Origin of the sequence: Mucilaginibacter lappiensis (genome assembly GCF_900155965.1) — a bacterium.
Taxonomy (GTDB): Bacteria; Bacteroidota; Bacteroidia; order Sphingobacteriales; family Sphingobacteriaceae; genus Mucilaginibacter; species Mucilaginibacter lappiensis.
This window is the reverse complement of sequence record NZ_FTMG01000002.1, coordinates 687622-707910: the sequence shown is the minus strand read 5'-3', so window position 1 is coordinate 707910 and position 20289 is coordinate 687622. Positions and strand designations below refer to the sequence as shown.

Annotated in this window: 17 protein-coding genes; 9 read left to right on the top strand and 8 right to left on the bottom strand. The window is 42.6% G+C overall.

Going from position 1 to position 20289, the window contains the following annotated elements; all coding sequences use genetic code 11:
• The 4 genes from BW976_RS07140 to BW976_RS07125 all read left to right on the top strand — a co-directional run.
• A partial coding sequence (locus BW976_RS07140) for a GDP-mannose 4,6-dehydratase (protein ID WP_139332225.1) occupies window positions 1–555 on the top strand: 555 nt, incomplete at its 5' end.
• A 14-nt stretch (window positions 556–569) separates the two neighbouring features.
• Entirely contained in the window at window positions 570–1589 is a 1020-nt protein-coding gene (gene galE, locus BW976_RS07135) for a UDP-glucose 4-epimerase GalE (RefSeq protein ID WP_076371813.1), read from the top strand.
• A gap of 44 nt (window positions 1590–1633) precedes the next feature.
• On the top strand, window positions 1634–2686 hold the full coding sequence (rfbB, locus tag BW976_RS07130; RefSeq protein ID WP_076371811.1) for a dTDP-glucose 4,6-dehydratase: 1053 nt from the start codon (window positions 1634–1636) through the stop codon (window positions 2684–2686).
• Window positions 2687–2733: 47 nt separating this feature from the next.
• Entirely contained in the window at window positions 2734–3474 is a 741-nt protein-coding gene (locus BW976_RS07125; protein WP_076371809.1) for a tyrosine-protein phosphatase, read from the top strand.
• Window positions 3475–3571: 97 nt separating this feature from the next.
• On the opposite strand, the gene BW976_RS07120 is transcribed toward BW976_RS07125, so the two are convergent.
• Window positions 3572–4849: an ABC transporter permease gene (locus BW976_RS07120; RefSeq protein WP_317042924.1), complete on the bottom strand. Its 1278-nt coding sequence runs from the start codon at window positions 4847–4849 to the stop codon at window positions 3572–3574.
• Window positions 4850–4955: 106 nt separating this feature from the next.
• Between BW976_RS07120 and BW976_RS07115 the strand changes: the two genes are divergently transcribed.
• Complete coding sequence (locus BW976_RS07115) at window positions 4956–5678, top strand: TlpA family protein disulfide reductase (RefSeq protein ID WP_076371807.1); 723 nt, start codon at window positions 4956–4958, stop codon at window positions 5676–5678.
• A 55-nt stretch (window positions 5679–5733) separates the two neighbouring features.
• Here BW976_RS07115 and BW976_RS07110 read toward each other — a convergent pair whose 3' ends face one another.
• Window positions 5734–6081 (bottom strand): HesB/IscA family protein, encoded by a 348-nt coding sequence (locus tag BW976_RS07110; RefSeq protein ID WP_076371805.1) that lies wholly within the window; start codon window positions 6079–6081, stop codon window positions 5734–5736.
• A gap of 92 nt (window positions 6082–6173) precedes the next feature.
• Here BW976_RS07110 and BW976_RS07105 point away from each other — a divergent pair, with 92 nt between their 5' ends.
• Together BW976_RS07105 and dnaA are read left to right on the top strand one after the other, a co-directional pair.
• Entirely contained in the window at window positions 6174–6704 is a 531-nt protein-coding gene (locus tag BW976_RS07105; RefSeq protein ID WP_076371803.1) for a DUF7935 family protein, read from the top strand.
• A gap of 559 nt (window positions 6705–7263) precedes the next feature.
• Complete coding sequence (gene dnaA, locus BW976_RS07100) at window positions 7264–8688, top strand: chromosomal replication initiator protein DnaA (protein ID WP_076371801.1); 1425 nt, start codon at window positions 7264–7266, stop codon at window positions 8686–8688.
• 367 nt (window positions 8689–9055) lie between these two features.
• On the opposite strand, the gene BW976_RS07095 is transcribed toward dnaA, so the two are convergent.
• The 3 genes from BW976_RS07095 to recJ all read right to left on the bottom strand — a co-directional run bounded on the left by BW976_RS07095 (window position 9056) and on the right by recJ (window position 13279).
• Window positions 9056–10579 (bottom strand): GH3 auxin-responsive promoter family protein, encoded by a 1524-nt coding sequence (locus BW976_RS07095; RefSeq protein WP_076371799.1) that lies wholly within the window; start codon window positions 10577–10579, stop codon window positions 9056–9058.
• A gap of 138 nt (window positions 10580–10717) precedes the next feature.
• Window positions 10718–11458, bottom strand: coding sequence for an LPS export ABC transporter ATP-binding protein (gene lptB, locus BW976_RS07090; RefSeq protein ID WP_076371797.1), 741 nt, complete (start codon window positions 11456–11458; stop codon window positions 10718–10720).
• A 120-nt stretch (window positions 11459–11578) separates the two neighbouring features.
• Window positions 11579–13279, bottom strand: coding sequence for a single-stranded-DNA-specific exonuclease RecJ (gene recJ / locus BW976_RS07085; RefSeq protein WP_076371795.1), 1701 nt, complete (start codon window positions 13277–13279; stop codon window positions 11579–11581).
• 133 nt (window positions 13280–13412) lie between these two features.
• Between recJ and BW976_RS07080 the strand changes: the two genes are divergently transcribed.
• A complete protein-coding gene (locus BW976_RS07080) occupies window positions 13413–14180 on the top strand; it encodes an MBL fold metallo-hydrolase (protein WP_076371793.1) in 768 nt (255 codons plus the stop codon).
• Here the strand turns inward: BW976_RS07080 and BW976_RS07075 are convergent.
• Both BW976_RS07075 and gcvP read right to left on the bottom strand, forming a co-directional pair.
• Window positions 14177–14596 (bottom strand): response regulator, encoded by a 420-nt coding sequence (locus BW976_RS07075; RefSeq protein WP_076371791.1) that lies wholly within the window; start codon window positions 14594–14596, stop codon window positions 14177–14179. The two genes, BW976_RS07080 and BW976_RS07075, sit on opposite strands and share 4 nt — an antisense overlap.
• A 605-nt stretch (window positions 14597–15201) precedes the next feature.
• Window positions 15202–18093 (bottom strand): aminomethyl-transferring glycine dehydrogenase, encoded by a 2892-nt coding sequence (gene gcvP / locus BW976_RS07070; protein WP_139332224.1) that lies wholly within the window; start codon window positions 18091–18093, stop codon window positions 15202–15204.
• 838 nt (window positions 18094–18931) lie between these two features.
• Here gcvP and BW976_RS07065 point away from each other — a divergent pair.
• Window positions 18932–19345 (top strand): hypothetical protein, encoded by a 414-nt coding sequence (locus BW976_RS07065; protein ID WP_139332223.1) that lies wholly within the window; start codon window positions 18932–18934, stop codon window positions 19343–19345.
• A 159-nt stretch (window positions 19346–19504) separates the two neighbouring features.
• Here the strand turns inward: BW976_RS07065 and BW976_RS07060 are convergent, their stop codons facing one another.
• A complete protein-coding gene (locus BW976_RS07060; RefSeq protein ID WP_076371787.1) occupies window positions 19505–20239 on the bottom strand; it encodes a pyridoxine 5'-phosphate synthase in 735 nt (244 codons plus the stop codon).
• Between the last annotated feature and the right edge of the window lie 50 nt (window positions 20240–20289).

Genomic DNA, 20289 nt, shown 5'->3' with positions numbered 1-20289 from the left:
GGGCCACGGGGCGTTTATGACGAAGCTAAACGTTTCCAGGAAGCCATTACCATGGCTTATCATACCTTTCACGGACTGGAAACCCGTATTGTACGGATATTCAACACTTATGGCCCGCGTATGCGGCTAAATGACGGGCGTGTATTACCCGCCTTTATTGGCCAGGCTTTAAGGGGCGAATCATTAACTATGTTTGGCGATGGTTCACAAACCCGCTCATTTTGTTATGTGGACGACTTGGTTGAAGGCATCTACCGTCTGCTGCACAGTGATTATGCACAGCCGGTTAACATCGGTAACCCCGATGAGATCACGATAAAACAGTTTGGCGAAGAGATCATCAAGCTAACCGGTACCGATCAAAAACTCATCAGCCTGCCGTTGCCGGTTGATGACCCTAAACAACGCCGGCCCGATATCACCAAGGCCAAAGCCATTTTAGGCTGGGAGCCTAAAGTATCCCGAAGCGAAGGCTTAAAGATCACTTTAGATTATTTTAAATCCCTACCCGAAAAAGAAATAAACCACAAGGATTTTGCGTACTATAATAAATAACATACCTACTTAAAATGAAGATATTAGTAACAGGCGGTTTGGGTTTTATTGGCTCACATACCGTTGTTGAATTGGTAAATGCAGGCTACGAACCTGTTATTGTTGACGACCTGTCGAACTCCGATCCTAAAATACTGGATCAGATAGCCCGGATAATAGGCTACAAGCCCGTTTTCCATAAACTTGATCTGAGCGACGAGCATAGCGTAAAAGAACTGGCCATTAAAGAGCCTGATATTGATGGTATTATTCATTTTGCCGCTTTCAAGGCAGTGGGCGAGTCGGTACAAAAACCATTAAAATATTACCGCAATAATTTTTATTCCCTCATCAATTTGCTGGAAGCTTATTACGGCAAACCCCTGAGTTTTATTTTTTCATCAAGCTGCACCGTTTACGGACAGCCAGATATATTACCAGTTACCGAGAACGCACCTGTAAAACCAGCCGAATCACCTTATGGCAATACCAAACAGATAGCCGAGGAGATCCTGACCGATATGGTAGCTTCGGGCAGTAACTATAAAGTAATATCGCTAAGATATTTTAATCCCGTAGGAGCACATGAAACCGCATTGATAGGCGAGCTGCCTATCGGTGTACCGCAAAACCTGGTACCTTTTATTACGCAGACCGCTATGGGCAAACGCGAAAAGCTAACCGTATTTGGCAACGATTACAGCACTGCAGATGGCAGCTGTGTTCGTGATTACATACACGTAGTTGATTTGGCAAAAGCACACGTGGCCGCCCTTAAACTGGCCGAAAAAGAAAGCTTTACCGGTTATGATGTATTTAATATTGGCACCGGCAATGGCAGTACCGTATTAGAGGTGATACACGCCTTTGAACGCACCACCGGTGTAAAATTAAATTACCAGATTGGCCCTCGTCGCTCGGGTGATGTAGAAAAAGTTTGGGGAGATGTAACCAAATCAACTAATAAACTGGGCTGGAAAGCCGAACTGGGTATTGAAACCATGATGCTATCAGCCTGGGAATGGGAAAAATACATATCACAAAATCCTTTATAAAAAACAAACACTAATTGCAATTAGTGCCTATTAATATTCTACCGATGAAAAAAATAATTATTACTGGTGGTGCTGGTTTTATAGGATCACATGTGGTGCGCCGTTTTGTAAAAAACTATCCTGACTATACCATTATCAATTTAGATAAGCTCACTTACGCCGGCAACCTGGCCAACTTGACTGATATTGAAAACGAACCTAATTACAGGTTTGTAAAAGGCGATATTGTTGATATTGCATTTATTAACGAACTGTTTGCCACCGAGCAACCTGATGCGGTGATACACCTGGCAGCAGAATCGCATGTTGACCGTTCCATTGTAAGTCCGCTGGAATTTGTAATGACCAACGTGGTGGGCACCGTTAACCTGCTTAATGCCGCGCGCGAAAACTGGAAGGGCCGTTATGACCAAACCCGTTTTTACCACGTATCAACCGATGAGGTTTATGGCACCCTGGGCGATGATGGCATGTTTACCGAACAAACAGCCTATGACCCACATTCACCATATTCGGCATCAAAAGCCAGCTCCGATCACTTTGTGAGAGCTTACCAGGATACCTATGGTATGGACACCATACTATCCAATTGCTCAAACAACTACGGGTCCTACCACTTTCCAGAAAAGTTGATCCCATTAGCCATTAATAATATTAAACAAAACAAACCTGTACCTGTATACGGCAAAGGCGAGAACATACGCGACTGGCTTTGGGTAGAAGATCATGCCCGCGCCATCGACCTTATTTTTCATAAAGCCAAAGCCGGATCAACCTATAATATCGGCGGTCATAACGAATGGAAGAACATTGACCTCATCAATTTGTTATGTACTATATTGGATAAGAAACTGGGCAGGGCCGAAGGTGAATCGGCTAAATTGATCACTTTTGTAACAGACAGGGCAGGGCACGATCTAAGATATGCCATAGACGCATCCAAACTTAAAGATGAATTAGGATGGGTACCCGGCATAACATTTGAAGAAGGTCTTGAAAAAACTGTTGATTGGTACCTGGTTAATGAAGAATGGCTGGAAAACGTTACATCGGGCCATTATCAGCAATATTATAGTGAACAGTATACTAACCGTTAACCGCACCGTGGGCTTGAGTGCCAGAGCAATAATTAACTGCGAATAATATGTTTGGGCTATTTAAAAAGAAACCGGAAAAAAGACATGCACACTTTAACTATGATTCCATCATGGTTGATATGCACTCGCATGTATTGCCCGGAATTGATGATGGTGCCAAAACGCCGGAAGACTCTATTATCCTGATTCGTAAGATGATGGAGCTGGGCATAAAAAAGATTATTGCCACCCCGCATATCATGGTTGATTTTTACAGGAACACCCCTGAAACCATTAATAACGCGCTTAATATATTAAAGGCCGAACTGGTAAAAGAAAACATTGATATAACCGTTGAAGCAGCCGCTGAGCACTATTTTGACGAAACCTTTGAAGCCCGTGTAGAAGAACGCAAACTGCTTACCATGGGCGATAACTATGCCTTATTTGAGTTTTCGTTCATCAATAAACCGCCAAACGCCATACCTGTTATTCAAAAAATGAACGACATGGGCTATAAACCTATCCTGGCCCACCCCGAAAGATATCCTTACATGGATTTGGAACAGTTTAAAAACCTGCATACCTGGGGTTGTAATTTTCAGCTGAATACTATTTCACTAACCGGGTATTATGGCCGCGAATCAAAGAAAATGGCCGAAAGCCTGATCGATAATGAGCTGATTGATTTTATATCAAGTGACATGCACCATCCCAAACACGCTGCTGCCTTAAAGGAGGCCCTGCGTACTACTTACGTCGAAAAACTACTCTTTGATTACCCGCTGAAAAATACTTTGCTGCTTTAAATAGAAGCAAGAAATAAGAGTCAAGAATCAAGACAGAGGAAGTTATACTCAACCTTCACCTTCTTGATTCTTGACTCTTATTTCTTGTTTCCTTTCTCTACTCGTACCTCAACGCCTCTACCGGATCAAGCCTGGAGGCTTTTTTTGCGGGATAATAGCCCGATATCAGACCGATAAAAGTACATAGTACTACTGCAAAAAACAGCCATGCCCATGGCACAACAAACGTTCCGCTAATTTGAACAGCTATCAGGTTACCTATGGCCATTCCTAATAATATACCAACGGCCCCGCCTATAAGGCATATCACAATAGCTTCAATTAAAAACTGCTTGCGGATTACCGCAGGGGTAGCGCCGATAGCCTTACGTACCCCTATCTCACGCGTACGTTCGGTAACCGATACCAGCATAATGTTCATGAGCCCGATGGCCGCCCCGATGAGGGTAATGATACCTATGGCGAAACCCGCGATTGTAATACCCGTTAACTGGCCCGAAAGTTCCTTCTGTATAGAATCGCTTCGGGTAATATCAAAATTAGTATCGTTGGCGATATTGAGGCCGCGGATGTTACGGAATAAAGAGGTAGCCTCACCAATAGATGCATCAAGGGCTCCGGGATTGGCAACCTTAATAGTTATAGTATAGGAGATGTTACGTACCGTATCTATTTGCTTGGCTTTCAAAATAGGTATGATACAGAATTTGTCGCCACCAAATGAGCTGGACCCTTTGGAGGCAATCACCCCAACTATGCGGTATTTATTACTCCCAATAAAAAGCGACTTATTGATGGGGTCTTCCTTTTTAAAAAGTTTTGATTTGATTTCGTCACCAATAAGCACCACATTGGCACCGTGTTCCAACTCTGATGATGAAAAATTACGCCCGAAGGATAATTTTTTGCCGCTGGTAGCCAGGTAGTTTTCATTGGATCCCGAAATAGAAATATTAGGGTTTGTTTTTTCACTTCCGTACTTAGCCACTGCTGTACCTGTAACATCCAGGTTGATGGCGGTTAAAACAGGTAATTTAAACGTATTTTTAAACCGTTCAGCCTGGTCGTAACTAACTGCCGGGTAAGCTTTATGATTTCCGCCATTACCGAAGTTTAGTCCTTCGCCACGATTTTGAATAGTGAACGAATTGGCACCCAAATCGGCAAAGGCGTCATTAGTAAACTGCCGTATACCCTCAATAGCGGTTAAAATACCTACCAGGGCCATAATACCTATAGCAATAATGAGCGAGGTTAACGATGTACGCAGCCTGTTGCCGGCTATAGATTGTAATGCAATAGAGACATTTTCTTTGTAGGACGTTTTTACCGGCATGGTATAAAAATAAAAAAACTTTGCGGTTTGACTGTGCACTGTATCATTTTGTTACAGGAAACTCAACCGTTATAATAAATAATAACACAACTTGCTTGTTTGTATAATAACAATAATCTATTTTCAACTCAAAATAACCTTATCAATGAAGAAAATCCTACTACTATTCACTATAGTTTTCATTTTTACTTTAAGCGCTCAGGCTCAAATTGATATCACACGCCCTATTGAACAATTGGGGTTTAATGAAAACACAATAGTTACCAATGTTCAGGGCAAAAAATACACTTATCAGGATTGGAGCAAATTGATGGCAACGGGTAAATACAAATTAAACCCTGTTAAACATGATAGCGACAGCACCGCTTTTGTACTGACCGAAAGGGATGAAGCTGCCGAAAATAAAGAGATGGCTAAAGCCCCTAAACCAGAGGAAACCAAGTTTTTTAAAACCGGAAATTCCTTTACCTTTTTTGATATGAAGGAAGTAAATAGCACCCTGATCAGATCGGCCGATTTGAAAGGGAAAATTGTGGTATTAAACTTTTGGTTTATAGCCTGCCCGCCATGCAGGTATGAAATGCCTGAACTTAGCCGTGTAGCCGAAGCATATCAAAACCGTAAGGATGTTGTGTTTATTGGAATTTCTTTAGACAAAACCGAAAACATTGAGCGCTTTTTGAAAGTATCGCCGTTTAAGTACCACATCGTTGGTGATTCTATGTCATTGTTTGCCTATTATGGTGTTGACCAATGCCCGGCAAGCTTGGTGATTGATAAAGATGGCATCATCAGGTTTAACAGCCAGGGCTATGGTGAGGGTGCGGTTCCATACTGGATCAGGAAAACTATTGATGAAATAAAATAACAAACAAAAGAGGCAACCCATGGGCTGCCTCTTCATAATATCTTAAATATGGAATTTATACCGCGAAGGAAGTACCACAGCCGCAAGTACTGGCGGCATTGGGATTATTAAAGGTAAAGCCACGGGCATTTAAACCATCCTGGAAATCAATCTGCATACCCGCCAGGTACAAACCATGGGCTTTATGCATAAATACTCTTATACCGTCAATATCATATTCCTGATCGCCATCCTTTTTTTGATCAAAGCCCAGCACATAGTTCATGCCTGAGCAGCCACCACCTTCAACACCAACACGCAGGCCAAAATCGTCGCCTATCTCTTGCTGATCCTTTAATTTAAAAAGTTCTTTAACGGCTCCTGGAGTAAAGGTTACCGGTGCAATTTCAACAGCAGTACTCATCTTATTTTTATTTAACTATACAAATATAATGTAAAATGTAGATTTTTGTTGCAACCGGTATTTTATGACCTCAGTTTAACATTTTATAAAACATGCAAACACTACCCTATATACTTGATATTTTAAAATATACCGTTGCCGGCATTGGGGTAGTGTGGGTAGCCCTATATTTATTTAAGCCATATCTGGATAAAGCCGAACAAATACAGGTATTGGAGCTCAAAAGAGCCGTTAGCAGCCAAACGCTGCCCTTACGCCTGCAGGCTTATGAACGCGTCATCTTATTTATCGAAAGGGTTAATCCCGCCAGTATGCTTATCCGCCTTAATGCATCGGGCCTGTCGGCAGCCGAATTGCATATGATGGTTGTTACCGAGATCAGGAACGAGTTTCAGCATAATGTTACCCAGCAAATTTATGTGAGTGTTAGAGTATGGAACGTAGTAAAAAGGGTAAAGGACGATACACTGGCCCTGGTAAACAATACCATGAAGGCCCTCCCACCGGATGCTTCCGGTACCGAAATGAGCAAAACCATACTGATTCACTTAAGCAAACAAGAGCAGGATCCTTATGAAATAGCTACCGGCCTGGTACGGCAGGATATAGAAGAACTATTTTAACCTCTTGGCCGAAAAGAAATTTCATCAACGCATCTGGACGCATCAGAAGGAACAGGTATACGGCAAAGCCCACCCAGCTGGGGGAAATTACTGATACACTGCGCCAAATTAGTGATGGATATTAACACATGATGTAATTTTTTACAGACAGCCATTATACCTTAATACTGATAAATAAAACCAGAGCTATATTTTATTTACCAGTATACCAGAACATTAATTTTTAACAGTTGTGTAAACACCAATTTGGCTCAACTATTGTGACACGCCACCGTATAAAAAATAATTATCCCCCTGGTAATTATCCTGATTTTTTATTAAATTAATCGGTTCATATTAATTGGGACTAACGGAAATATAATTGCAATTTTTGCCGTAAAAATCAATATTTAATGACTTTTTTTCATTAAAAAGCTGATTATCATGCCAGAAATTTATTTACCAAAAAAGTGAAAATTTAATTTTTTTATAAGCTTTTTTTGGCAATATTCGATGTTCCGTAGCAGGCCCAAAAATTGTTTCGCTGGGGGTTGGAAATCAATATATTACTAATATCTATATGGAAAAAACCTGTACTACTGTTTGGAATAGCTGCCTCCAGATCATAAAAGATAACATACCAGCACAAAGCTTTAAAACTTGGTTCGAGCCAATAAAAGCTTTACGCATGGAAGGAAGCGTTCTGACGATACAGGTACCAAGTTTATTCTTTTACGAGTGGCTCGAGGAGCACTATGTAGGTTTACTACGCAAAACAATCAAAAAACAATTAGGCGACGAAGGACGTTTAGAGTATAATATAGTTGTGGAGCAATCATCAAGTAAACCATACACCACTAATATGCCTTCGAACGGAAATGGTGCCGAGTCCAAAAATCAGTCAATGCCGATCCCGATCTCGATCAACAAGGACATTAAAAACCCTTTTGTGATTCCCGGCTTGAAAAAATTAAATGTAGATCCGCAGCTAAACAGGAATTACACCTTTGAAAACTTTGTTGAAGGTGATTGCAACCGTTTAGCCCGTTCTGCCGGTTATGCCGTTGCTGCAAAACCCGGTGGTACTTCTTTTAATCCTTTAATGATATATGGCGGTGTTGGCTTAGGTAAAACCCACCTGGCCCAGGCCATCGGTAACGAAATAAAGCGCTCATTGCCCGATAAACTGGTACTTTATGTATCGTGCGAAAAATTCACCCAGCAATTTGTTGACGCGCTTAAACACAATAACATTAATGATTTTGTGAACTTTTACCAGGCTATTGATGTACTCATCATGGATGATGTACACAACTTTGCCGGTAAAGAAAAAACACAGGATTTCTTCTTCCACATTTTTAACCATTTACACCAATCAGGCAAACAACTGATTATTACATCAGATAAAGCACCTAAAGATTTGGCCGGTTTAGAGGAGCGTTTGCTTTCGAGATTTAAATGGGGCTTATCTGCCGATCTGCAGATCCCTGATCTGGAAACCCGCATGGCTATCCTCAAAAACAAGATCTATCAGGATGGAATTGAGCTTTCAAATGATGTGATTGAGTATGTAGCCCACAACATTGATAACAATGTACGTGAGCTGGAAGGCGCCATGGTATCCCTGCTGGCCCAGTCGACACTTAATCGCAAGGAGATCGACCTGAACCTGGCCAAGCAAATGCTGAAGAACTTTGTGAAAAACTCATCCAAAGAAATTTCGATGGAGTATATCCAAAGCCTGGTTTGCGAGTATTTTGAAGTACCTATTGAAATGGTAAAATCACAAACCCGCAAACGCGAGATTGTACAGGCCCGTCAGATATCCATGTACCTGGCCAAAGCCCACACCAAAAGTTCATTAAAGTCCATCGGTCACTTCTTTGGAGGCCGCGACCACTCTACCGTGATATACGCCTGCCAAACCGTTGAGGATCTTATTGATACCGATAAGAAATTTAAGGGTTATGTTGCCGACATTCAAAAAAAGCTTAAAATGTCGTAACTGACCTATTATCATATTACTATGGGCCCTGCATATCATTTATGCAGGGCTTTTTTGTGTCGGAATATTATAAATAGAGAGTCATGCTGAACTTGTTTCAGCATCCCATCAGCAGGTTTAAACGACTGTCATTTCGAACGAGGTACGAGGAGAAATCTTTTACGATTTGCAATTAAAACTTTGCATTATGCAGAAGATTTCCCCTTTTTGGCGCAAGTCTTGTGCAGTGCCTTTGTGAGCAAAGGCTGACTTGTGACTTCAATGCCTGGATACATGCACAAGTCATCAGCCCCGCAGGCCCGCACACAAGACTTGCGCTATGCGCGATAAAAACATGCTCTTATCTCTTGATTCTAATTTCTTAACTCTAACTCCCCACCGGTTCCATCATTTTTAAGATGGTGTCAATGTATTCGCGATTGTTGGCCAGACGGGGTACTTTATGCTGACCGCCCAGTTTGCCTTTTTCTTTCATCCAGTTGAAAAAAGTGCCTTCGGGTGCACGGCGTACAATGGGGCGGCGCAGGGCCATGTCTTTAAAACGCTTGGCATCATAATCAGAGTTGATACGGCGCAGGGTTTCATCAAGCAGATCAACAAAACGTTCAAATTCAGCCGGTTTCTTTTCAAACTCAATGATCCATTCATGCGCCCCGCAATCATTACCATTAAAGTAAACAGGGGCAGCAGTGTATTCCCTGATGATGGCGCCGGTTTGACGGCAGGCTTCTTCCAGAGCACGCTCGGCGTTATCGATGATCACCTCTTCGCCAAAAGCGTTAATGTAATGTTTGGTACGTCCGGTTACTTGTATCCGGAAAGGCGACAGCGACGAAAACCGGATGGTATCCCCAATCATATAACGCCACAAACCGGCGTTGGTAGTTATAATAAGGGCATAATTTTTATCCAGTTCCACCTCATCAAGTGTAAGCGTTTTAGGGTTCTCATCATGCAAATTCTCTAAGGGCAAAAACTCGTAGAATATGCCATAATCCAGCATCAGTAGCATATCTCCCGGCTCTTTGGTATCCTGAATACCAAAGAAGCCCTCTGAGGCATTGTAATTCTCCAGGTAATACATATCATCGCTTGGGATCAACGCTTTAAACTGCTCGCGATAGGGGGTAAAATTAACTGCCCCGTGAAAATACATTTCCAGATTGGGCCATATTTCGAGCAGATTTTTTTTGCCGGTAATCTCCAGTATGCGTTTAAACAACACCAGGTTCCAGGTAGGTACCCCGCTGATGCTGGTTACATTTACATCTTTGGTGGCCTGGGCTATCTTTTCAATTTTTTCCTCAAAGTTTTCCAGCAGGGCGATGTCCAGATCGGGGGTGCGGTGAAACTCGGCCCAAAGGGGTAGGTTTTTCATGATCACCGCCGAAAGATCGCCAAAAGAAGTATCGGCACTCAGCTGGCTCATCTGGTGGCTGCCACCAAGTGTCAATATCTTCCCGGTGAACATACGGGCATTAGGCTGGTTATTAAAATAAATGGTGAGCAAGTCTTTACCGCCTTTAAAATGACATTCTTCCAGCGCTTCCTCACTCACGGGAATAAACTTGCTCCTGTCGTTAGTAGTACCGGATGATTTGGCAAACCAGCGAATTTCTGAGGGCCACAGTACATTCTTTTCGCCCATGAGCATGCGCTCGATGTAGGGTTTAAGTGTATCGTAGCTCTGTATAGGTACCCGTTCTTTAAACTGGTTGAGGTTTTCGATGCTTTTATACTGGTATTTGCGTCCCCATTCGGTATTTTCGGCACCGGATATCAGTTGCTCAAACCACTCCTCCTGCACCTCGTTGGGGTACTTCATAAAAAGCTCTATCTGATGGATACGCTTTTTCATAAACCAGGTAAATACAGAGTTAAAGATCGTCATAGTAGAGAGTCAAGAAATTAGAATCAAGATATTAGAGTCAAGAGCCAGGAATCAAGATATGAAAAAAATAAGTTAATCTTAAAAGCTCTGCCAGCACATTATTATTTTTCTTAATTCTTGACTCTTACCTCTTGATTCTTATTGCGGGAATACTTTTCTTTTCAAAACAAAATTCGCTCCCAGATAAACCTTACGCACCATTTCATTTTCGGCCAGTACCTCCGGAACGCCCGATTCCAGTATCTTGCCTTCAAAAAGCAGGTAAGCCCGGTCGGTGATAGACAATGTTTCCTGTACGTTGTGGTCGGTGATCAGGATACCGATGTTACGGTGTCTTAGTTTAGCCACCATGGCCTGTATCTCCTCCACCGCTATAGGATCCACCCCGGCAAAGGGCTCATCCAGTAAAATAAAATTGGGTTCGGCAGCCAGGGCGCGGGCAATCTCGGTACGACGGCGTTCACCACCTGATAACAGATCGCCCCGGTTTTTACGAACCTTGTGTAAGCTAAATTCGTCAATAAGCTCTTCCAGTTTATCACGTTGCCTTTCTTTGGTCATTTTGCCCATTTCCAGTACCGCTTTAATATTATCTTCCACAGAAAGCTTGCGGAACACCGAGGCCTCCTGGGCCAGGTAACCGATACCTTTTTGCGCCCGACGATACATCGGATCCTGGGTGATATCCTGATCGTCCAGGTGGATAAGGCCCTCATTGGGTTTTATCAAACCCACGATCATATAAAACGAAGTAGTTTTACCGGCGCCATTTGGCCCAAGCAAACCTACAATTTCGCCTTGCGATACCTCAAAAGATACATCGTTAACAACCGTACGCTGTTTATATTTTTTTACTAAATGGTCTGCTCTTAAAATCATGTTGTAAATTCAAAAGTCAAAATTCAAAAGTCAAAAAAACACATTTCCAACTTAAGCTTCAACTTACATATATATTTCAAAAGCCGATCAATTTTTGACTTTTGAATTTTTAATTTTGACTTAAATCCTTATTCCTTTTATGTTCAATTGTATAGTGCGTCTTTCACGCCATACATTTTCTTCAATGCTGTAACAGATGTCAAACGGTACGCCAGGCTTTAACTGCGGCAGGTATTCGCCATGATTAAAGGCGATACAATCAAACGCTGCCGTGCCTTCCTGCATCACCGACATTTTAATATGGGCAGCACCCACCAAAGCGGCATTGCCACTAACATACACATTTTTACTGATGAAAACCGGCGACATATTCTCGGGCCCGAACGGTGCAAACTGGTTCAGGATCCGGAAAAATTTGGGTTCTATCTGGCTTAAACGTAATTCGGCGTCAATTTGTATCTGCTGTATCAATTGTTCCGGTGCTATGGTGGCGCTAACCACTTCTTCAAAGCGTGCTTTAAAGGCTTCCACATTTTCGGGCTCCATAGTCAGGCCGGCTGCATACTTGTGCCCGCCAAACTGTATCAGCAGATCTTTACACTCGCACAAAGCCTCATAAAGATCATATCCTAATACCGAGCGTGCCGAGCCTGCCACATGCCCGTTAGAACGGGTAAGCACAATGGTTGGCCGGTAATATTTTTCGGTAAGGCGTGATGCCACAATACCTATAACTCCTTTATGCCAGTGCTCATTAAAAACCACCGTTGATTTACGGCCGATCAACTCCTCGTCACTATCAATCATATTTAAAGCCTCGCCGGTAATATCCAGATCGTGCCCCTTACGTTCGGCGTTATGGGTGTTGATCATCATGCCTTTTTCGCGGGCCAACTTTTCGTCACAGGAAATCAACAATTCAACCGCGTGTTTGGCATCATCTATCCTGCCGGCGGCATTAATACGGGGACCGAGCAAAAACACTACATCTGATATGCTAAGATTGTTACCCGTTCTGCCGGCAATTTCCACCAGGGTTTTTACCCCCATGCAAGGATCTGTATTAATTTTTTGCAAACCGAAATGAGCCAGTGTACGATTTTCGCCGGTAATATGTACAATATCACAGGAGATACTGATGGCTGCCAAGTCCAGATAACGGGCCACCTCCTCAAAGGGGATATCGTGCGTTTCGGCATAAGCCTGTATCAGCTTAAAGCCAATACCACAACCCGAAAGTTCTTTATATGGATATTCACAATCGTTGCGTTTGGGATCAAGTATGGCTATGGCTGCGGGCAGCTCTGCACCCGGAAGGTGGTGATCACAAATAATAAAATCTACTCCACGCGTATTGGCATAATCAATTTTATCAACCGATTTAATACCGCAGTCTAACGCAATGATGAGGGTAAAACCATTATCGGCAGCATAATCAATGCCCTGGGTTGATATCCCATAACCTTCCTTATAACGATCGGGGATATAATATTCCAGGTTTTCGTATCGCTCTTTAAAAAAGCTATATACCGTAGCAACAGCAGTAGTGCCATCCACATCATAATCACCGAAGATCAGCATTTTTTCACCGGCGGCTATGGCATCGTCAATCCGTTCAATAGCCTTTTCCATATCCTTCATCAGGAAAGGATCATGCAGATGCAAAATATCGGGCCTGAAAAAGTAACGGGCCTCGTCAAACGTGCTTATTCCTCTGTTAACCAACAGGGTACTTAAAACGGTATCAATATTCAGATCGGCAGCTAATTTTTTGACTACTTCATCATCAGCATTATCCCTTACCGTCCAGCGTTTATTCATACATTTGCAAATAAAAACAGTAAAGATAACTATAGTTAGTATCAAGTAGCGAGTATCAGGTATCAAGATTTTTGAATACTTGTAGAAGTTTTTCGTCTTGATACTTGATACTAATTACTTGATACTAAAAAACATGGAAATTTTCGCGTTAGGTGAGGGCTCATATTCGGTTGATGCAAGCAAGAAATTTATTCCTTTTGATCCTCAAACCGACAATCCGAAAGACCGTCCGGCATCGTTATTTATCCACGTTAACCCCTTCCTGATCAAAACAGATCATGACCTGATTGTACTGGATACCGGTCTTGGTTTTAAGGATACACGGGATGAATTATTGCTGCACCAAAATATACGTAATGCGGGTTTTGACCCGGAGGATGTAACCCTGGTGCTGATGTCGCATCTGCATTATGATCATTCTGGCGGTTTGGTTGTAGAGCGGAACGGCAAACTGGTACCCAGCTTTCCGCAGGCACAGCATGTGATACAACGCCAGGAATGGGAAACCGGACTGGCAGGCAAATCCTCATCCTATCATAAAGAAATATTTGAAGCGCTCCAGGGAGTCAATATTACTTTTGTGGAGGGCAGCGGTGAATTGCAGCCGGGCATTAGATATGAACACTCAGGTGGACACTGCCCTTACCACCAGGTATTCTGGATAGAGCTGGAAGGTAAAAAAGTATTTTTTGGGGGAGATGAGCTACCCGAACCTGAGCAGCTGATCAGAAAATTTATTGCCAAATATGATATGGATGGCCGTAAAGCGATGCAGTTACGCGAGGAATACGGAAAAAAGGCAGCCGAAGAAGGATGGATCTGCCTGTTTTATCATGCTAAATCATTTGCTATTGGAAGTGTAACGCGTAATGACGAACATTTTAAAGTTGAGCCCGCTTAGTTATGAGCACCTACTTCAAAAAGCTCTTTTATTTTTTCGACATTAAGAGGCTTTGATATAAAGTCTTTTACCAGCGGGTACGATTTGGCCTTGTTGATATCATTACTAAATACCGATGATGAAATGATATAGATCTTGCTTTTACCCTGCGGATCGATATTCAGGCGCTTAAACTCATCTAAAAACTCCCAGCCATTCATAATAGGCATATTAATGTCCAGCAAAATATAATCAGGCATTTTTGCAGGATCTTTCCGTTGTATATCGGATAATTGTTCAATGGCGAATTTTCCGTTTAAACACGCCATGATCTCCGTATTAAGCAACGCTTTTTTTATTAATTTAATGGAGATGAAATTATTGATCTCATCATCATCAATCAATAACACACTCACAGGTTTATCATTAATGGTCATAAGGCATTTAAAATAGATGTGTTTTGTTAATAGATGTACTTATACGCTACGTGAAATTAAAAAGTTATATTCCTATAAAGTGTTAAGCCAGGTATTGTTTTAACAGGATGTATTAATAACCCAAAAGTGGTATGTTTATTTTATACCCATCCGCTTTTTTCAGTAAAAACATCAGATAAAAGTGTATCGATTTTTTTCAATAGCGTTTCAGCAAATTTCCTCTCAAAAATAAAAATACTGCTAAAAAAGCTAAAAATCAAATAATTAAAACGCCAAAACCATATTTTAATTACCCCAAAAAAAGTCATTGGTGTATTGAAAGCTCAATACACATGCAAACAATATCACAGAAAAAACCAGTGAATAAAATGACCGATTAAAGATTAAATGACTAAAAAGAGAAGATATTCAGATATGCAAATGAGGTTCCGGAGGTATAAAAAACCACTAATTCAATAAATCAGCAATTCAGTAATTAAATAAATGTGCAGATATGCAAATTTCAAATGTGCAGATGATCTTTAAACCAACTACACATTTAAAATTTGCCTGCTTGATTGCCTTTCATTTGCAAATCTGCACATCTGAAATTTGCACATTTATCATTACTCAATCGCGCTTTCTTCAAAAGCGTAATCTTCCAGCGGCGGGCATGAGCATATCAATGTCCGGTCGCCGTGGGTATCATTAACCCTGCCCACAGATGGCCAGAATTTGTAAGCTGCCACATAAGGAAGCGGGAATGCCGCTTTTTGGCGGGTATATGAATGCTCCCATTCGTTGCCGGTAATTACGGCAACTGTATGCGGGGCATTTTTTAAAGGATTATCTGTTTTATCTGATACGCCTTCGGCCACATCAGCAATTTCATGACGTATAGCGATCATAGCATCGCAAAAACGATCCAGTTCATGTTTTGGTTCCGATTCGGTAGGCTCAACCATCACCGTACCCGCAACCGGGAACGATACAGTTGGCGCATGGAAACCATAATCCATTAAACGTTTAGCAATATCGGTTACTTCGATACCAAATACTTTAAATGAGCGGCAATCCAATATCATCTCATGCGCACAACGACCATTAGCACCGGTATATAGTACCGGGAAGTGATCCTGCAGACGTGCTTTGATATAGTTAGCGTTCAAAATAGCATAACGTGTGGCATTGGTTAAACCATCGCCGCCCATCATAGCTATATATGCGTGTGATATGATTAGGATAGAAGCCGAGCCCCATGGAGCCGCGGATACTGCGTGGATAGATTTACCCCTGTCGATATCAACCACAGCATGGCCTGGTAAATAAGGAACCAGATGTTTAGCCACACCGATAGGACCCATACCCGGACCACCACCACCATGTGGTATACAGAAGGTTTTGTGCAGATTCAAGTGGCAAACATCGGCACCGATATTAGCCGGACTTGTAAGGCCTACCTGCGCGTTCATGTTGGCGCCATCCATATAAACCTGGCCGCCGTTCTGGTGTATAATCTCACATATCTCGATGATCGACTCCTCAAATACCCCGTGGGTAGATGGATAGGTAACCATTAAGCAGGACAGTTCATCTTTATATTGCTCGGCACGGGCTTTCATATCGGCCACATCGATGTTACCGTTATCGTCGCATTTTACTACCACGATCTTCATACCGGCCATAGCTGCCGATGCAGGGTTGGTACCGTGAGCCGAAGATGGAATTAAAGCGATGTTACGGTGATGATCGCCACGGTCATGATGATAAGCGCGGATAACCATTAAACCAGCGTATTCGCCTTGTGCACCGGCATTTGGCTGTAAGCTCATGGCTGCAAAACCGGTAATCTCGCTCAGCCAGTTGTTGATCTCGTCAAACAGCTGCATATAACCGCCTACCTGATCGGCAGGGGCAAAAGGGTGTATCTTGCTAAATTCGGCCCAGGTAACCGGAACCATTTCGGTAGTGGCGTTCAGTTTCATGGTACATGAACCCAAAGCAATCATGGAATGGCAAAGCGAAAGATCTTTGGTTTCTAATGATTTGATATAACGCAGCATTTCATGCTCTGAATGGTGCGTATTGAATATGGCGTGAGTCAGGTAAGCCGATTGGCGCTGCAAGTTGGTTGGGATAACCGTTTGCAGACCGGCTTTCAGCTCATCGATATTAACATCGGTAAGCGATTTACCTTTTACTTTGGCAAAAAACCTAACCAGGGTTTTAACATCTTCCACAGAGGTAGTTTCGTCAAGCGAAATGGTAACCACCGAACCGTTATAGTTCAGGTTCATTTCGTTGTTTAAAGCTTCTGAGTGGATAGGGCCAGCTAAATGGGCAACATCAAACTTCAACGTATCAAAGTACCATTCGTTCAGTTGCTCGTAACCTAATTCGCCAAGAGCTTTAGCTAACAAAACAGCCAAACCATGGATACGCTCGGCAATTAATTTAACACCTTGCGGACCATGATATACAGCATACATACCAGCCATAATAGCAAGTAAAGCCTGTGCGGTACAAATATTTGAAGTTGCTTTATCACGGCGGATGTGCTGCTCGCGCGTTTGCAGTGCCATACGCAGTGCGTAGTCACCGGCACTATCAATAGTTACACCAATGATACGGCCCGGGATAGAGCGTTTATATTCTTCTTTAGTAGCAAAAAACGCGGCGTGAGGACCTCCGAAGCCCATAGGTACGCCAAAGCGCTGGGACGAACCCACTACAATATCGGCACCCCATTCGCCCGGAGGCGTTAACAGCACCAGGCTCATGATATCGGCAACAACGGTTAATTTAATGCCTTTTTCGTGCCCTTTGGCGGCAAAGTCGGTGTAGTTATAAACCGCGCCATTACCAGCCGGGTACTGTACAATAGCACCAAACATCTTTTCGGTTAATTCTACTGTACGGTGGTCGCCTATTTGCAGTTCGATACCATAAGGCTCTGAACGGGTTTTTAAAATATCAATAGTTTGAGGGAACAGTTCTTCCGATACGAAGAATACATTCGCGTTATTGTTTTTACGCAGACTGTATTGCATAAACATCGCCTCGGCAGCGGCAGTACCTTCATCCAATAACGAAGCATTGGCAATTTCCATCCCGGTAAGGTCAACAACCATGGTCTGGAAATTAAGCAGCGCTTGTAAGCGGCCCTGAGCAATCTCGGCCTGGTATGGGGTATATTGCGTGTACCAACCTGGATTTTCCAGAATGTTGCGTTGAATTACACCCGGCACAATCACATCGTAATAACCTTTACCGATGTACGATTTGAAAACTTTGTTCTTAGAAGCGGTTTGCTTCAAAGTGTTCAAGTAATCAAATTCGCTTTTGGCAGGTGGTAAGTTAAGCGGAGCTTTCAACCTGATCCTGTCAGGCACGGTTTGCGCTATTAATTCATCCAGTGAATTAACACCGATAGCTTTTAACATTTTTGCCGTATCGGCCTCATTTGGAGCAATATGTCTCGACTGAAACTTCTCCTGGTAGTCTGCGTTCAACATCATGAATCAAGTGTCCCTCTAAATTTACCGCAAAGGTACAGTTTTACTCGTTGAGTAACAATTGTCTAATATATTATTGACAAAGGGTTTACAGGGAGGAAGAAGGGATTTCGGAATTCGGATGTTCGATTTCGGATTTTTGCCCTCTTCAAAGGGTGTCATGCTAAGCTCCGTCGAAGCATGGTGGGCAGGCCTCTGCGCTCGACCCTTCGACGATGCTCAGGGAGACAGCCCCTTCTGTCCCCCTAGAGTCCCTTTCAGGTTAAAGTTAACCCACAAAATTCGCTAACCTAAAATTCCAATAGGAGGCACCTACGGAGCCTATTGATCTGCACTTTAGGACTATAAACACGTGGCCCCGCTGGGGCCGAATAGCACGTCAGGCATACTGTTTACACTATAAAACATTATTGGCCCCAGCGGGGCCACGTGTTTATAGGCAAAATCTGAAGAAATAGTGGACTCCAGCGGAGTCTCCTAATCATAAACTTACTTATTAAGCCTTATTCGGTGCGCATTTAGATTTTATGGGTTAACCTAAACTTTCAGGAGACCCTAAAGGGACAAAATATCGAATAATGAATTTTGAATATCGAATGCCAAACCTTACTTCATTATTCAACATTCGATATTCAGTTTTGGATATTTTGTCCACCCAGGGTCACAAAAGCGTAGTTTTCCCAAACTTCCTCTCTCTAACGCTGAAAAATATTCTATTATCTTTATACAAAGTTTGACAATAATGATTTTTCCTTTTTCTGTTATCTTTAATAGATCACTAAAAACAGTAATAACACCCGACAACAAAGGGCAGATATTACAATATATTAGAGAAAGTATATTGAAGGACAAAGCAGCTCACGTTATTGTTAAAGACCTGTCCGTTAGTTACAAAGGTTCAGCATCCAATTGGAGGGGCTCATTGTTTGGTAGTGTTGATAATGGTGTTTTTAATCTGGTTTATGAAAACAATAGTTGGCTGCTTAATTATCAAATAAATATGCGTCAGTTATTTATCACCACATCAATAATGTCGATTATTATGGGTGTTTTTATGTTAGTAAATGGCGGCCCCTGGTGGGTAGGTATAGTGGCATTTTTATGGCTATGTGGTGTCAATTGGATTATAAGCTCTATAAGACATGGAACTGTAGCTACCGATATAGCTACAGGAATTGATGAATTGATATGCGGTAAAACGGAATCACCACCTGAACAGGATAAAATGACAGGCGAACTTAAAAGCCGGTTTTAAACAAGTAATAGTCCATTCTGTCTACTCAGGATTCCGTTCAGGAGACCTTAAGGGGACGAAAAGGATTTTTTCCAGATTTCAATCACGGTAATCTTGTAATCCTATAAATCAAGGTTCAGAGAAAATTTCAAATCCGAAATCCCAATTCCCAAATCAAGCTCAAAGATCCGTCTCTGCCGGGACCAATTGCCGCAGGTATTGCTGAACGGTATTCTCCAGACCATAATAAAGCGCATCGCTGATGAGTGCGTGGCCTATGCTTACTTCCTGCAAACCAGGAACCAATTCGGCAAAATATCTCAGGTTGTTCAGGTCAAGATCGTGCCCGGCGTTGATGCCCAGGCCCGCGGCCTGCGCAGCTTCGGCGGCTTCAATATAGGGCGCGATGGCCAGCTCGCGGCCCTGGTGGTAATGCGTGGCATAGCCCTCCGTGTATAGCTCAATCCGGTCGGTACCGGTTTTGGCGGCGCCCTCCACCATTTTAGCAATCGGGTCAACAAATATCGATACGCGGATCCCGGCCTCCTTAAAAACCGCTGTCATATCTTTTAGATAATGATAATTCGTAATCGTGTCCCAACCATGATTGGAGGTGATCTGTCCCAGTACATCTGGTACCAACGTCACCTGTTCCGGCTTGTTGGCCAGCACCAGGTCAATAAATTTTTGTTCCTGACAATTGCCCTCGATGTTGAACTCGGTGGTCACGATCTTTTTCAGTTCAAAAACATCATTGTAACGGATATGTCTTTCGTCGGGCCGGGGATGCACGGTGATGCCCTGGGCACCAAAGCGTTCGCAATCTTTAGCAACCTGTATCAGGTCGGGGTTATTGCCGCCGCGCGAGTTGCGCAGGGTAGCTATTTTATTGATATTGACAGATAAACGGGTCATGGTTCAAAGTTAATACATCCTTTATACAATAATAAACCTAATCTTATTTA